The sequence below is a fragment of the Erythrobacter sp. R86502 genome (assembly GCF_042466465.1).
Taxonomy (GTDB): Bacteria; Pseudomonadota; Alphaproteobacteria; order Sphingomonadales; family Sphingomonadaceae; genus Erythrobacter.
Map to the genome: position 1 here is coordinate 1 of NZ_JAXHCJ010000001.1, position 15,069 is coordinate 15,069.

A 15,069-nucleotide genomic window follows, 5' to 3' on the forward strand; every position below is an offset into this window, starting at 1 on the left:
GAAACAAAATTGCAAAAACCCTGTTGACCGAATCGCGGTGTGCTCATAGATGGGCTCCACCGACGCGGCGCTGACGGCTTCTGCCTCTTCTGCAACGTTGGTCGCCAACATAATCGGATAGCCGGTCCCCCGGTGTAAATCGGGGAACCTAGAGCTGTCCGCTATTACTGTCTGGTGGTTCTTTGACATTGTTGATTTTTGATGAAGGGACATGTGGGCGACGGCGCCCGGTCCGGGGACCTCAAGGCTCCGGGTACCGGTTAATTTAAGCCGATGCCGCATTTGTTCAGCCACCACGGCTGGGCGGATGTTAAGCATGTTCATTCGTATCCATTACGTTTGACAGCAGGTATTGGCTCCTTGCAGCTCATGCCTTTCTGGCTGGCGGGTTTATTCCCGTGCCTGATTGGTGTGTGACACAACTTGAGAGTTTGATCCTGGCTCAGAACGAACGCTGGCGGCATGCCTAACACATGCAAGTCGAACGAGACCTTCGGGTCTAGTGGCGCACGGGTGCGTAACGCGTGGGAACCTGCCTTTAGGTTCGGAATAACAGTGAGAAATTGCTGCTAATACCGGATAATGTCTTCGGACCAAAGATTTATCGCCTTTAGATGGGCCCGCGTTGGATTAGCTAGTTGGTGGGGTAAAGGCCTACCAAGGCGACGATCCATAGCTGGTCTGAGAGGATGATCAGCCACACTGGGACTGAGACACGGCCCAGACTCCTACGGGAGGCAGCAGTGGGGAATATTGGACAATGGGCGAAAGCCTGATCCAGCAATGCCGCGTGAGTGATGAAGGCCTTAGGGTTGTAAAGCTCTTTTACCAGGGATGATAATGACAGTACCTGGAGAATAAGCTCCGGCTAACTCCGTGCCAGCAGCCGCGGTAATACGGAGGGAGCTAGCGTTGTTCGGAATTACTGGGCGTAAAGCGCACGTAGGCGGCTTTTTAAGTCAGAGGTGAAATCCCAAGGCTCAACCCTGGAACTGCCTTTGAAACTGGGAAGCTAGAATCTTGGAGAGGCGAGTGGAATTCCGAGTGTAGAGGTGAAATTCGTAGATATTCGGAAGAACACCAGTGGCGAAGGCGACTCGCTGGACAAGTATTGACGCTGAGGTGCGAAAGCGTGGGGAGCAAACAGGATTAGATACCCTGGTAGTCCACGCCGTAAACGATGATAACTAGCTGTCCGGGCTCATAGAGTTTGGGTGGCGCAGCTAACGCATTAAGTTATCCGCCTGGGGAGTACGGTCGCAAGATTAAAACTCAAAGGAATTGACGGGGGCCTGCACAAGCGGTGGAGCATGTGGTTTAATTCGAAGCAACGCGCAGAACCTTACCAGCCTTTGACATCCTAGGACGACTTCTGGAGACAGATTTCTTCCCTTCGGGGACCTAGTGACAGGTGCTGCATGGCTGTCGTCAGCTCGTGTCGTGAGATGTTGGGTTAAGTCCCGCAACGAGCGCAACCCTCGTCCTTAGTTGCCATCATTAAGTTGGGCACTTTAAGGAAACTGCCGGTGATAAGCCGGAGGAAGGTGGGGATGACGTCAAGTCCTCATGGCCCTTACAGGCTGGGCTACACACGTGCTACAATGGCATCTACAGTGGGCAGCTATTCCGCAAGGATGCGCTAATCTCCAAAAGATGTCTCAGTTCGGATTGTCCTCTGCAACTCGAGGGCATGAAGGCGGAATCGCTAGTAATCGCGGATCAGCATGCCGCGGTGAATACGTTCCCAGGCCTTGTACACACCGCCCGTCACACCATGGGAGTTGGATTCACTCGAAGGCGTTGAGCTAACCCGCAAGGGAGGCAGGCGACCACAGTGGGTTTAGCGACTGGGGTGAAGTCGTAACAAGGTAGCCGTAGGGGAACCTGCGGCTGGATCACCTCCTTTCTAAGGATATTCACGAAAGCGCCCGGGCTAGCCCTGGGAAGAGCTTCGTGGCTTCCAAAGAACATTGCCGTCGTCCTCATGTCCTTTCATCAATCGGATACAGCTTGCAGCACAATCGTGTTTGCAGGCTGTGTGCCTGAGCCGGCTCACGCCCGTTTGCGGCAGCCTGTTCCTTCGGGAATGGCGGCCGGATACGGTGGTGTGGGCCTGTAGCTCAGTTGGTTAGAGCGCACCCCTGATAAGGGTGAGGTCAGTGGTTCGAATCCACTCAGGCCCACCATATACCTTTAGGGGCCTTAGCTCAGCTGGGAGAGCACCTGCTTTGCAAGCAGGGGGTCATCGGTTCGATCCCGATAGGCTCCACCAGGTACCCACCTGGTCAGGTACACATGGTACGTCGCGATAAGCCGCGGACGTTCTGACATCCGATAGATGAAACGAAAACTGATCCTGCTTCGGCAGGTCAGGCGTTTGCCATGTTTTGCATGGGATCGCCGATCTTTGACATTGTGAATGGGTTTTTAAATCGATGCCGTGGCGGTATCGTCGTATCTGTGCAGGCCTTCGGGTTTGTGACAGGGCGGCGAATATCATCACATTAATCAAATTGATTATCTGGCTGAGATAATTCTCCTCACTATCGCAAGGCGCCAGGCTCTATGCAGGCTTGTCGTTGATAGTGTGGATTCTCAAGCGTGAGGTAAGAGCATTTGGTGGATGCCTTGGCATGTACAGGCGAAGAAGGACGTGGCACGCTGCGATAAGCGTCGGGGAGTTGTGAGCAAACTTTGATCCGGCGATTTCCGAATGGGGAAACCCACCTTCACCATTTCTTCCAGTTGGCTTTCGGGCCTGCTGGGCGAGGTGGATAAGGTATCACCGAGCTGAATAAAATAGGCTTGGTGAAGCGAACCCGGGGAACTGAAACATCTCAGTACCTGGAGGAAAAGACATCAACAGAGATTCCCGTAGTAGTGGCGAGCGAACCGGGACCAGGCCAGTGCCTTCATTTCAACTAGCAGAACATTCTGGAAAGTTTGGCCGTAGCGGGTGACAGCCCCGTATGCGAAAGTGATGATGAAGGACTAGAGTAGGGCGGGACACGTGAAATCCTGTCTGAACATGGGGGGACCACCCTCCAAGCCTAAATACTCGTACATGACCGATAGCGAACACAGTACCGTGAGGGAAAGGTGAAAAGCACCCCGATTAGGGGAGTGAAACAGTACCTGAAACCGAATGCTTACAAGCAGTTGGAGCCTCTTTAGGGGGTGACAGCGTACCTCTTGCATAATGGGTCAGTGACTTAATCTAGCATGCGAGCTTAAGCCGTTAGGTGTAGGCGAAGCGAAAGCGAGTCTGAATAGGGCGACTGAGTATGTTGGATTAGACCCGAAACCCGGCGATCTAGGCATGAGCAGGTTGAAGGTGCGGTAACACGCACTGGAGGACCGAACCGTTTAATGTTGAAAAATTATCGGATGACTTGTGTTTAGGGGTGAAAGGCCAATCAAGCCGGGAAATAGCTGGTTCTCCGCGAAATCTATTGAGGTAGAGCGTCAGATGTATGCCGATGGGGGTAGAGCACTGGATGGGCTAGGGCTGCGCGAGCGGTACCAAACCTAACCAAACTCCGAATACCATCGAGTCTTGTCTGGCAGACAGACGGCGGGTGCTAAGGTCCGTCGTCAAAAGGGAAACAGCCCTAACCTACAGCTAAGGTCCCCAAGTCATATCTAAGTGGGAAAGCATGTGGGAATCCCAAAACAACCAGGAGGTTGGCTTAGAAGCAGCCATCCTTTAAAGAAAGCGTAACAGCTCACTGGTCTAAACAAGGGTTCCTGCGGCGAAGATGTAACGGGGCTAAAGATATGCACCGAAGCTTAGGGTTCAGAATTTATTCTGAGCGGTAGCGGAGCGTTCCGTAGGCGAGTGAAGCGGGAGGGTAACCGACCGTGGACGTATCGGAAGTGCGAATGCTGACATGAGTAGCGACAAACAGGGTGAGATACCCTGTCGCCGAAAGACCAAGGGTTCCTACGCAATGCTAATCAGCGTAGGGTGAGCCGGCCCCTAAGACGAGCCCGAAGGGGGTAGTCGATGGGAACCACGTTAATATTCGTGGGCCTGGTGGTGTGTGACGGATCTCGTAAATTGTTCCTCCTTATTGGATTGGAGGGGCGGTGAAGAGGTTCCAGGAAATAGCCCCACCGTATAGACCGTACCCGAAACCGACACAGGTGGTCAGGTAGAGTATACCAAGGCGCTTGAGAGAAGTATCCTGAAGGAACTCGGCAAATTGCCTCCGTACCTTCGGAAGAAGGAGGCCCCATCTATGCGCAAGCACTGGTGGGGGGCACAGGCCAGGGGGTAGCGACTGTTTATCAAAAACACAGGACTCTGCTAAGTCGGCTTCAAGACGACGTATAGGGTCTGACGCCTGCCCGGTGCTGGAAGGTTAAGAGGAGGAGTGCAAGCTCCGAATTGAAGCCCCAGTAAACGGCGGCCGTAACTATAACGGTCCTAAGGTAGCGAAATTCCTTGTCGGGTAAGTTCCGACCTGCACGAATGGCGTAACGACTTCCCCACTGTCTCCAGGATATGCTCAGCGAAATTGAATTCTCCGTGAAGATGCGGAGTACCCGCGGTTAGACGGAAAGACCCCGTGCACCTTTACTGCAGCTTCAGAGTGGTATTAGGAAAGAGTTGTGTAGCATAGGTGGGAGGCTTTGAAGTGTCGGCGCCAGCTGACATGGAGCCATAGGTGAAATACCACCCTGCTGTTTTCTGATATCTAACCTCGCACCGTTAGCCGGTGTAGGGACCCTCTGTGGCGGGTAGTTTGACTGGGGCGGTCGCCTCCTAAAGAGTAACGGAGGCGCGCGATGGTAGGCTCAGGACGGTTGGAAACCGTCTGTTAGAGTGCAATGGCATAAGCCTGCCTGACTGCGAGACTGACGAGTCGAGCAGAGACGAAAGTCGGTCATAGTGATCCGGTGGTCCCTCGTGGAAGGGCCATCGCTCAACGGATAAAAGGTACGCCGGGGATAACAGGCTGATGATTCCCAAGAGCTCATATCGACGGAATCGTTTGGCACCTCGATGTCGGCTCATCACATCCTGGGGCTGGAGCAGGTCCCAAGGGTTTGGCTGTTCGCCAATTAAAGTGGTACGTGAGCTGGGTTCAGAACGTCGCGAGACAGTTTGGTCCCTATCTGCCGTGGGCGTCGATACTTGAAAGGAGTTGCCCCTAGTACGAGAGGACCGGGGTGAACATACCTCTGGTGTACCTGTCATTCTGCCAAGAGTGCCGCAGGGTAGCTATGTATGGACGGGATAACCGCTGAAAGCATCTAAGCGGGAAGCCTCCCTTGAGATTAGGTATCTTTGAACCGTGATAGACCATCACGTTGATAGGCCGGGTGTGGAAGTGCAGTAATGTATGGAGCTAACCGGTCCTAATAGTTCATATCATGCTTGAGAATTCGCACTGTCAACGACAGGCCTGCCTCAGTGGCAAGCACGTCGTGCGGTGGAGAACGTCTCCAGCCAGATACGCCCTTTAAACCACTCAAAACTCTTGAGTGTGCATCGATTTGAAAACCCGCATCCACTGGCCCCATTGCTTGGTGGCCATAGCGTCTGTGACCCACCCGATCCCATCTCGAACTCGGCCGTGAAACCAGACTGCGCCGATGGTACTGTGCCTCAAGGTACGGAAGAGTAGGGCGTCGCCAGGCATTGAAGCCAGTGGAACGCGGGTATAACCCATTCACAAAGTCAAAGGGCTGACCCCACAAGGGCAGCCCTTTTGGCGTCTCTACGCCATCGGTATCGCGGGATGGAGCAGCCCGGTAGCTCGTCAGGCTCATAACCTGAAGGTCGTTGGTTCAAATCCAACTCCCGCAACCACCGTTTGAAAACCAACACAAATCAATCCCACCTACGCCCACAGCCTAGCTGCAGGGCGCAGTCGGCGTTTCTAGCGGGCGGTTTTGGTCGCGACACGAAACGACAGATGACGAGCGACCTTGCAAGCACTCCCATCCTCACCGACCGCTTCGACGCGGCGCTGGCCTATGCCAGCAGCCTGCACCACACCCAGATCCGCAAGGGATCGGGCGTGCCCTATGTGTCGCACCTGCTTGCGGTGGCGGCGATCGCGCTCGAGAACGGGGCGGACGAGGATCAGGCCATCGCCGCGCTGCTCCACGATGCGGTCGAGGATCAGGGCGGGCTCGCGCAGCTCGAGGAGATCCGGCAGCGCTTCGGTGATGATGTCGCGCAGATCGTCGCCGACTGCACCGACGCGCATGAAGAGCCCAAGCCCGCCTGGCGACCGCGCAAGGAAGCCTATATCGCCAGCCTCGCGCATAAATCAGCGCGTAGCCTCGCGGTCAGCCTTGCCGACAAGACCCACAATGCCAACGCGATCAACGCCGATCTGCGCGCTGTCGGCGCAGCGGTCTGGGGCCGCTTCACCGGCGGGAAGGGCGGGAGCCTGTGGTACTATCGCGGCCTCGTTACAGCCTTCCGCGCCCACGCGCCGGGGATCGCTGCGGAACGCCTTGCGCGCGAGGTGGAAGAGATGGAGGAACTGGCGGTGCGAGGGTGAGCGGATTCTCGCTTGCCTTTCAACGTGAGCCCCAAGACATTCGCCCCATGACGAACGCGATCCCATCAGCCATGGCAGCATTCGCGATGCTGACATGCGCCAGCGCCGCGCAAGCCTGCATCGATATCGCGCCCTTCGAAATCGAAGATATTCGACAAGCTGATGCAGTCTTCACCGGGCAGCTTGTCGCCTATGAGCCGGTGTCTCCGGGCCGCCCCGGTTCGCCTGACGATTACGGGCTTCTTACGGTCCGCGTTGACAAGGTAATCAAAGGCAAGGTGCGGAAGAAGCTGCAGCTTTAATGGTGGAACTCGACGTTCGGGATTCCCGAAGAGTTGGAAATCGAGACACCTCTGCTGATCGGGGCTGTCAGCGCTGAGGGGCAAAACCTACCGCTCCGAGGAGGAAGCGCTACGGCCTTCCCGACCCGCCGTCCCGATCTTCTGCAATTGTTGCAAGCGCCGTGTTCCGAGCCGTTCCTCCACGATGATACGAGGCATAACGTCGAAAACGTCCGAACCAGCCTGCGCGGTAAATCCGTCCCGCCGCATGATTATTTCGCTATCCAATCTGCAGAGGCTCGCCGTTAGCGGGCCGCAGTCAACAATGCCGAGGCGAGGGCGAACTTCAGAATGACAATGCTGGGCGGGCTTGCCGCCGTGCTCGCAGCTATCGCCTTGACCGTATGGCTCGCCACTCGGCGCAAGAGCTGACGCGCCCGAGCACGCGCCGCCTTACCCCGCCCGCACCGTGCGCAGAAACCCGCGCACCTGATTGCCCAGATGGGCCGCCTGCGCTTCAAGTTCGTTGGCGCTCGACAAAACCTGCGATGCCGCAACCCCGGTGGATAGCGATAGCTGCCGCACATCCTCGATATGCGCCGAAACCCTCTCCGTCCCCCGTGCCGCCAAATCGATGCTCTGCGCCAGATCACGCCCCGCCACCGATTGCTGGTCGACAGCGGTCGCGATCGAAACCGCGGTCGATTCCAAATCCTGGACCTGTCCGGCAATCGCGCGCAGTGCCTTGACGCTGGCGCCCGTCGTGGATTGCATCGCGCGGATCTGGTCTGCGACCTTTTCGGTTGCACGGGTGGTCTGCATCGCGAGTTCCTTGACCTCGCTCGCCACCACCGCAAACCCCCGGCCCGCCTCTCCGCCGCGCGCTGCCTCGATAGAAGCGTTCAATGCGAGCAGGTTGGTGCGCTGGGCGATGGTCTGGATCAGTTCAACAATCTGGCCGACCTCTTCGGCAGACGCCGCAAGCGCAGAGATCGTCTCGTCCGCTTCGCCGGTGGCGACCGTGGCAAGGCGTGCAAGCTCGCTCGACGAAGCGGCCTGACGGCTGATCTCACTGATCGAAAGCGCAAATTCATCGCTCGCCGCTGCCGCCGCTGTCGCGCCCGCGTTGGCTTCCTCCATCGAAGTTGCCACTTCCCCGGTGCGGCGGCTTGCCTCTTCAGCGCTGGTCGCCATGCGTGATGCGGTGGTGTGGAGCTGGCTAGACGCCGCCGCCACGCCGTTCACGACATCGCCCACAGTGCGTTCAAACTGTCGGGCCACTTCATCAAGCAACGCGGCCCGGCGCGCTTCGGCTTCGATCCGTTCGCGCTCGCTTTCCTGTTGCAGTTGCAGTTCCTGCTCGGCTTTTTCCGAACGTTCGCGTGCCCAGCTTTCCAATCGCTTGCTGGCGCGTTTGAACATTTCGAGCGCACGAACCATGGCCCCGATTTCATCCTGACGGTCTTCGCCTTCGATGGTGAAGTTGCGGTCGCCTTCAGCAAGGCGCGTCATGCCATTGGTGATTTCGATGAGCTTGCGCGAAAAATCGCGTGAAAGATAGCTGAGGCCCAATCCCAACGCCGCACCGCCGATCAACGCCAATCCTGCAAGGATCATAATCATGTTGAAGAAGTAGCGAATGCCGTCAGCTTCACCTGTTTCGCTGCGAATGGCTACATCAGCCGCAAGCCGTCCGGCGGCATCGGTAAGGGCTCTTCCCTCGGCTGCTACGGTGCGGGCGGCAATGTTGGCATCGCCGTCACGGCCTATCGTGTCAGAGGCGCTGGCAAAGCGGGTTTCAAAGCTTGAGATCTGGGCACGCATGTCATCTGCGCGGGCGGTAAGTTCAGGCGCGGTTTCGGCCAAAACCGTTTCGATCGCGGAAAGCTGCTGGCGCAGGTTATTGGATTCGCTGCGTTGTGCTTCGCGTACGGTGGTGCTGGGATCGTAGAGCGCACGCACCGAATGGTAACGCAGGTCTGCAGCCGATGATTGCAACTGGCCTGCCGCCACCAGCGTTTCCTGCAGATGCGCCGATGTGTTGTAGCGGTTCCACAATTCGGCAAGTCCGACGCCCAACACCATCACCATCAGCGCCGCCGACGCGACAAGCGCGCCGAAAATCACCCGGATCTTCCCTGACAAGGATCGATTGCGGAACCACGCAGCGCGTTCAAGCAGGCCCATGCGTGTCGGCTGCGCGGGTGCAGAAGGCGTCAGGTCGCTGGGGTCAAATTCTTCTTCCAGCCTGATCTGTCGCACAAAATCGGGAACGGCCTGTTCCTCGCGACGCTCCTGCAAGCTCATCATGTTCATGCCGCAATCCCCCCAAGTCTCTTTCAAGCATTGGTAAAGCATAATTCTTTCCAAATGCTTGAGTGGGGGGCGATTGCCGCTGCCTATCCGGCGCGCACCCGTGAAAGGAAGCCCTGCACCTGGCTGCGCAGGGTGGCTGCCTGCGCTTCAAGACTGGTGGCGCTCGAAAGCACTTCGCCTGCTGCTGCACCGGTTGAAAGCGAAAGGTCGCGGACGGTTTCGACATGGGCGGCCACCTTTTCGGTGCCGCGGGCTGCCAGATCGATGCTGCGGGCCAGATCATGCCCGGCCACCGATTGCTGATCGACCGCGGTGGCGATCGATACCGCAGTGGTCTCGAGGCTTTCGATCTGGGCGGCGATATTGCGCAAGGCGGACACGCTGGCGCCGGTCGTGGATTGCATCGCACGGATCTGATCGGCGACCTTTTCGGTGGCGCGGCTTGTTTGGTTGGCCAGTTCCTTGACCTCGCTGGCGACCACCGCGAAGCCGCGGCCCGCTTCCCCGCCGCGTGCCGCCTCGATTGAGGCATTGAGCGCCAGAAGATTGGTGCGCTGGGCGATGGTCTGGATCAGTTCGACGATCTGGCCCACTTCCTGCGCGGATGATGACAGCGCCCCGATGGTGCTATCTGCCTGACGGGCCGACACACCGGCTTCGCGGGCAAGCGCGGCAGACGAGGCGGCTTGACGGCTGATTTCGCCGATCGACATCGCAAATTCATCGCTGGCCGCAGCCGCCGCGGTGGCACCAAGGTTGGCTTCCTGCATCGCGGCGGATGCTTCACCGGTGCGGATGCTCGCATCTTGCGCGGTGGTGGCCATCCGCGATGCCGTGGACTGAAGCTGGCTGGAGGCGGAGACGACTTCGGTCACGACCTCGCCCACTGTGCGTTCGAACTGATCGGCAATATCGCGCAGCACGCGGTCGCGTTCGATACGTGCCTCTTCGCGCAGCACCTGCTGGCGGGCCTGTTCATCAAGTTCGAGCCTAGCACGGTCGGCGCGTTCGCGGCTGAGACGTTCCAATCGCACCCCGGCGCGGTGAAACACCTCGGTCGCGCGGGCCATGTCGCCAATTTCGTCCAATCGGTCCTTGCCGCTGATCGCAACCGTGCGTTCGCCTGCTGCGATGCGGGTCATCTGGTTCGCGATAGCCTTCAATGTGGCGCCGACAGTGCGATTGAAATAGCGCTGCGCAAACAGAGTGATAAGTGTGAGCAGAGTGGCCAGCGCGATCCACATGACAAGGAGACGTGAAATCAGCGCGGCGCCGTCATCAGCCATGGTGTCGGCTTCCTGACCCAGTGTCAGGGTAATCCGGCGTCCGGCATCCAGCATCGCGCTGCTGGTGGCTGCGATTTCAGCGCCTTGAGTGCTGCGACGGGCTGCATCTGCGGTGTCGTAGCTTGTCACCTGACGGCCCAGATCGGCGATACCTTCGCGGATCAGGGCAAGGCTGCCTTGTGCATCGAGCCCAGCGGCTTCGGCGCGGGCGGCGAGGGCAGCGGCGCTGGCTTCGGCCTGGTCGAGCGCCTCGCGTGCGGCGCTGGCCCGTGCTGCATCGCCATCTGCAATCAGCAATTCGGCATGGCGCTGACCTTCGTTCAGATGAACCAGCAGCCGTTCCGCCTTCAGCGCAGCTTCGTGCGTGGATCGGATGCGTTCGGCCCGCTGGCCCAGTTCGACATAACCCGCCACCACGAACAATCCGGCGAGCAGTGCAAAGCCCAGATTGAGGGTGAAGAACAAGGTGATCTTGCTGCCGATCGACAAGGCGTGAAACCACTGCATCGCACGCCCGGCACGCGTATCCGGCCGCGGTGCCTGCGGCCCTGCGCTTTCGGCGTTGAGGTCAAGGGCAATGTCCTGAAGAGCGCTCATGCCGCCTGTTCGTCCTTGTGGTTCGTGCCCGACAGTGCTTCCAATCGGGTCTGCTCGGCAATCAGACGGTCGATATCGGCGGCGGGCAGGGCGCGGTAATAGAGCCAGCCCTGAATCTGATCACATCCGGCCAGACGCACCAGTTCGGCCTGCTCTTCGGTTTCGACCCCTTCGGCCGTAACCCCCATGTTGAGCGCACGGGCCAGCGCGATGCTGGACAGCATCATGGCGCGGCTGCCATCATCAACACCGGCCAGTTCCACCAGACTGCGATCCAGTTTCAGCTTTTCAAACCGGAAGCGCCGCAGGAACCCGATCGACGCATAGCCTGTGCCAAAATCGTCAAGCGCGATTCGTACCCCGAAGCTGCGGATCACGTCCAAGGTGCGCTCGGCCACCACCGGATCGAGCACGAGGCACGTTTCGGTGACTTCCAGTTCCAGACGATGCGGGGGGAAGCCCGTTTCTTCGAGCACTTCGCCCAATTTGATCGGGAATTCGGCATTGCGCAGCTGCGCGGCGGAGATGTTGACCGACAGCGTGATATCGCCCCAGCGGCCCGCATCGCATACCGCCTGGCGCAAGACCCACAGGCCGAGCGGATTGATCAGCCCCGAATCCTCGGCCACGGGCACAAAGATGTTCGGCCCCAGCGGCGAACGCTGGCCGCGGTCCCAGCGCAGCAGTGCTTCGACAGCGACGATCCGGCCATCATCGGCGCTGACCAGCGGCTGATAGGCCAGATTGAATTCACCCTTGGCGATGCCCGTGCGGATTTCGTCTTCGATTTCGCGCAGGCGTTCGCGGCGCTGATCGAAGCTTTCGTTGAACCAGGTGCAGCGCATCTTCCCGCCGCGCTTGGACATGTCCATTGCCACATCGGCGCGGCGCAGCATTTCTGTCGATGGCACGCGCATGTCGTGGGTGGAACGGGTCAACCCGATGCTGGCACCCACCGTGATCTGGCGGTGTTCCAGCGACACAGGTGTCCCCAACCGTTCCAGCAGTGTGCGGCACATGCCTTCAAGGATCGTCCCGGACACCTTGCCCGCCATGACCGCGGCAAATTCATCGCCGCCCAACCGGTAACAGCGCGCCTCCGCGCCGCAGGCTTCGCGCAGCAACGTGGCGCACATCGCGATCAGCTGATCGCCGACAGCGTGGCCATAATGATCGTTGACCTGTTTGAACGCATCGAGATCGATCATCGCCAAGGCGACTTCGTCTTCAGTCTTGGACAGGTGAAGAATATCTTCGTGCAGCGTGTGGCGGTTGGGCAACCCTGTCAGATGATCGGTGTTGGCCCACAATTCCAGACCCCGGACACTGGCCACCCCGCTGCGCCCGAGGAAGAACAGCGTGGCCGTGTAAATCAAAATGGCGGAAATCATCAATCCGCTGCGCGAACCGATCGTCATCGTATCGCTGAAACTTACGCCCAGCACCAGTGCGCCCGTCATCACGCTGGCGACACCGATAGGGATGAACACCAGCCCGATCGGAGTCAGATGCAAGGGTTGCTTTGTCGTCGCCACTCTCTGGTTTCCCGATGGACGCGCCATGTGCGCCCTCTTGCTGTATCGTGCTAAACAAAAGCGGCTAAGGAAGGGTAAAGCTGCGCGCGGGATGCGCCCCGACGCTGCGAAACGGGCGCTGAAAGCGACTTTTTACGCGATTTTGCGTAGGGCGGCGGACACGTCTGCGGGCTCAAAGAAGCTGGCGCGCCGCGATGTCGGAACGAATCGGTCGGTCTGGCCCACCACGGTTTCGCCCGCGCCCAGCATCAGGAACCCGTCACTCATCACCGCCTGGCTCAACCGGCTGAACGCTTCGGTGCGGGTCGATCGGTCGAAATACAGCAGCACGTTGCGGCACAGCACCAGATCGAAGGGCACCCGTGCCGGATAGGGCCGCAAGATATTGTGCTGGGCAAAGCGCACCTGGCAGCGCACGTCGTCGCGCACCTGCCAACCACGCGGCGTTTCATCGAAATGGCGCAGCATCTGCGCAACACCCAGACCGCGCTGCACTTCGAACTGGCTGTAGGTGCCGCTGCGCGCCGCGTTGACTGCACGGTGCGACACGTCAGTGCCCAGAATGTCGATTGTCCATCCGTGCCAGCGTTCGGCCTGCTCGGCAAACAGCATGGCAAGCGAATAGACTTCCTGTCCGGTCGAACACCCCGCCGACCAGATCGACAGGCGCCGCACATCCCGGCGACGTTCGGCAAGCTCGGGCAGGATTTCTCCCGGCAGCTGGTCAAAGGTTGGCTTGTCGCGGAAGAAATAGGTTTCGTTGTTGAGCAGCGCTTCGACCACGTCCTGCGACAGATCGGTGCTTTCCGGCCCGCCCGGAGGCGCCGCGAGCAGGCAGACAAGCTGGTCGACATTGTTGATGCCGTGCTGGCGGAAGATCCCGGCAAGTGCGGAATTCACACGCCAACGGCGGCTTTCGGTCAGGTGCTGGCCGGTGCGCGATTCGAGCAAGTCGGCAATAATCTGGTGAGAGGCTTCGCTCACGTCCATCACTTCACCGCCGCCTTGCCCGCGGACAACGCGTGCCCCATGATGGCTTCGCCCAACCGTTCGGGGGTGGCGATCAGGCTGGCAAGCCGCGCCCGCGCAACGGCGCCGGGCATGCCCCACACCGCGCTGGATTCGGCATCCTGCGCGTAGATCGTGCCGCCGGCGTCGACCAGATCCTTGGCGCCCAGCACACCGTCGCGGCCCATGCCGGACAGGATTACACCCAGTGCGCGCCCGTCGCAGACAGCTGCAAGACTGGCCAGCATCGGATCGACCGATGGCATACAACCGCTGGGCGCGGGGTCTTGGCTGATCTGTATCACAAGACCCGACGCGCTCTTGCGCCGCACCACAATATGGCCGTCACCCGGCGCAATCAGGATGCGGCCCGGTGTCAGTATCAAACCATCGGCCGCAATTTCTGCCGGACGGCCGCAGGCGGCTTCGATCTGGCGGGCAAAGACAGGCATGAAGGATGCAGGAAGATGCTGGGTGATCAGGATCGGCAGATCGAAACCCGGCCCCATGCGGCGCAGCATCAGGCCAAGCGCATGGATACCGCCGGTCGATGCGCCGATCGCAACGACATCGGGCCGCTGCACCCGCCGCGCGAATCCGGCTCGTGCAAAGCTGGGTTCGGCGCGGGGCGGCGGCGCGTTATCGGCTTCGGCGGGACGGGTGCCCAGTGCCCGGACCTTGCCCAGCAATTGGGCGCGGTATTCATCGTTGAAGCCGCCGGGCCGGGGTTTGAGCAAGGTGTCGGCGGCGCCCATCTGCAGCGCGGACAAGGTGTGTTCGGCCCCGTCCACCGTCAGCGAAGAGACGACCAGAACCTGCGGGCCGCCAGGGGTGGCCAGGATAGCGGGCAGGGCGCCCAATCCCCCTATGCCCGGCATTTCCAGATCAAGCAGCACGACATCGGCAGGTTCGGCCACAAGCTGCTTGATCGCCAGTTCGGCGCTGCTGGCGGTGCCCACGATCGTCAATGCCGGATCGCTTTCGACCATGCGTTTGAAGATCGTTCGCACGGTCAGCGAATCATCGACGATCATTACCCGGATTGCAGCGGGGGCTTGGGCGCGGCGATCAGTTGCATCAGGTGATGTGGCTGGCGCAGAACCCTGCGGAAGGGCGGACGGAAGCGTCACGCAAACCCGACGAGCTGCAACTTGATCTGGAGCGTTTCGTGATCGAAGGGCTTCATGACATATTCGTCCGCGCCGGCCTGAATCGCTTCGCGGATATGCGCGACATCGTTTTCAGTCGTGCAAAACACGACCTTGGGCCGATCGCCGTTTGCGCGCTGGCGCAGTTGGACAAGAAATTCGATTCCCGTCATCACCGGCATGTTCCAGTCAAGCAGCACGACATCGGGCATGGCTGCTTCGCACGCATCAAGTGCGAGCTTGCCGTTTTCGGCCTCTTCCACGGCAAATCCGAGCGTTTCGAGAATATGTCTCGAAACCTTGCGGATGACCCGGGAATCATCGACGATAAGGCATGTTTTCATGGGCGTTCCTGCGTTTGAGGCCCTGAAACTAGG

At 59.3% G+C, this 15,069-nt stretch carries 9 protein-coding genes, 3 tRNA genes and 3 rRNA genes; 8 read left to right on the plus strand and 7 right to left on the minus strand.

Annotation, left to right across the window (positions count from 1 at the left end; translation table 11 throughout):
* A partial coding sequence (locus SJY33_RS00005) for a hypothetical protein (RefSeq protein WP_379920447.1) occupies window positions 1–324 on the minus strand: 324 nt, incomplete at its 3' end.
* Between the two features lie 95 nt (window positions 325–419).
* Between SJY33_RS00005 and SJY33_RS00010 the strand changes: the two genes are divergently transcribed.
* The 8 genes from SJY33_RS00010 to SJY33_RS00045 all read left to right on the plus strand — a co-directional run bounded on the left by SJY33_RS00010 (window position 420) and on the right by SJY33_RS00045 (window position 6,823).
* Window positions 420–1,906: ribosomal RNA gene (locus SJY33_RS00010) — 16S ribosomal RNA — on the plus strand.
* A gap of 203 nt (window positions 1,907–2,109) precedes the next feature.
* Window positions 2,110–2,186, plus strand: a tRNA-Ile gene (locus tag SJY33_RS00015).
* A gap of 10 nt (window positions 2,187–2,196) precedes the next feature.
* Window positions 2,197–2,272 (plus strand) — tRNA-Ala (locus SJY33_RS00020).
* A gap of 324 nt (window positions 2,273–2,596) precedes the next feature.
* Window positions 2,597–5,388: ribosomal RNA gene (locus tag SJY33_RS00025) — 23S ribosomal RNA — on the plus strand.
* Window positions 5,389–5,531: 143 nt separating this feature from the next.
* Window positions 5,532–5,646, plus strand: a 5S ribosomal RNA gene (gene rrf / locus SJY33_RS00030).
* The 16S, 23S and 5S rRNA genes sit together here with 3 tRNA genes alongside, the layout of an rRNA operon.
* 95 nt (window positions 5,647–5,741) lie before the next feature.
* Window positions 5,742–5,818, plus strand: a tRNA-Met gene (locus tag SJY33_RS00035).
* Between the two features lie 106 nt (window positions 5,819–5,924).
* Window positions 5,925–6,521 carry an HD domain-containing protein gene (locus tag SJY33_RS00040; RefSeq protein WP_379920448.1) on the plus strand — a complete coding sequence of 199 codons (597 nt, stop codon included), beginning with the start codon at window positions 5,925–5,927 and terminating at the stop codon, window positions 6,519–6,521.
* A gap of 47 nt (window positions 6,522–6,568) precedes the next feature.
* A complete protein-coding gene (locus SJY33_RS00045) occupies window positions 6,569–6,823 on the plus strand; it encodes a hypothetical protein (protein ID WP_379920449.1) in 255 nt (84 codons plus the stop codon).
* Between the two features lie 432 nt (window positions 6,824–7,255).
* Here the strand turns inward: SJY33_RS00045 and SJY33_RS00050 are convergent, their stop codons facing one another.
* The 6 genes from SJY33_RS00050 to SJY33_RS00075 all read right to left on the minus strand — a co-directional run bounded on the left by SJY33_RS00050 (window position 7,256) and on the right by SJY33_RS00075 (window position 15,036).
* Window positions 7,256–9,118, minus strand: coding sequence for a methyl-accepting chemotaxis protein (locus SJY33_RS00050; protein WP_379920450.1), 1,863 nt, complete (start codon window positions 9,116–9,118; stop codon window positions 7,256–7,258).
* An 83-nt stretch (window positions 9,119–9,201) separates the two neighbouring features.
* Window positions 9,202–11,001, minus strand: coding sequence for a methyl-accepting chemotaxis protein (locus tag SJY33_RS00055; protein ID WP_379920451.1), 1,800 nt, complete (start codon window positions 10,999–11,001; stop codon window positions 9,202–9,204).
* Entirely contained in the window at window positions 10,998–12,563 is a 1,566-nt protein-coding gene (locus SJY33_RS00060; RefSeq protein ID WP_379920452.1) for a putative bifunctional diguanylate cyclase/phosphodiesterase, read from the minus strand. The genes SJY33_RS00055 and SJY33_RS00060 overlap by 4 nt, the downstream gene beginning before the upstream one ends.
* Before the next feature lie 105 nt (window positions 12,564–12,668).
* Window positions 12,669–13,526: a CheR family methyltransferase gene (locus tag SJY33_RS00065; RefSeq protein WP_379923485.1), complete on the minus strand. Its 858-nt coding sequence runs from the start codon at window positions 13,524–13,526 to the stop codon at window positions 12,669–12,671.
* Window positions 13,526–14,578 carry a chemotaxis-specific protein-glutamate methyltransferase CheB gene (gene cheB, locus SJY33_RS00070; protein WP_379920453.1) on the minus strand — a complete coding sequence of 351 codons (1,053 nt, stop codon included), beginning with the start codon at window positions 14,576–14,578 and terminating at the stop codon, window positions 13,526–13,528. Before cheB ends, SJY33_RS00065 begins: the two co-directional genes overlap by 1 nt.
* Before the next feature lie 92 nt (window positions 14,579–14,670).
* Window positions 14,671–15,036: a response regulator gene (locus SJY33_RS00075; protein ID WP_379920454.1), complete on the minus strand. Its 366-nt coding sequence runs from the start codon at window positions 15,034–15,036 to the stop codon at window positions 14,671–14,673.
* Window positions 15,037–15,069: the final 33 nt, after the last annotated feature.

Coding starts and splice junctions, on each gene's coding strand:
- cheB (WP_379920453.1), bottom strand. CDS start 14,578: ATGATCGTCGATGATTCGCTGACCGTGCGAACGATCTTCAAACGCATG.
- SJY33_RS00065 (WP_379923485.1), bottom strand. CDS start 13,526: ATGGACGTGAGCGAAGCCTCTCACCAGATTATTGCCGACTTGCTCGAA.
- SJY33_RS00050 (WP_379920450.1), bottom strand. CDS start 9,118: ATGAACATGATGAGCTTGCAGGAGCGTCGCGAGGAACAGGCCGTTCCC.
- SJY33_RS00045 (WP_379920449.1), top strand. CDS start 6,569: ATGACGAACGCGATCCCATCAGCCATGGCAGCATTCGCGATGCTGACA.
- SJY33_RS00055 (WP_379920451.1), bottom strand. CDS start 11,001: ATGAGCGCTCTTCAGGACATTGCCCTTGACCTCAACGCCGAAAGCGCA.
- SJY33_RS00075 (WP_379920454.1), bottom strand. CDS start 15,036: ATGAAAACATGCCTTATCGTCGATGATTCCCGGGTCATCCGCAAGGTT.
- SJY33_RS00060 (WP_379920452.1), bottom strand. CDS start 12,563: ATGGCGCGTCCATCGGGAAACCAGAGAGTGGCGACGACAAAGCAACCC.
- SJY33_RS00040 (WP_379920448.1), top strand. CDS start 5,925: ATGACGAGCGACCTTGCAAGCACTCCCATCCTCACCGACCGCTTCGAC.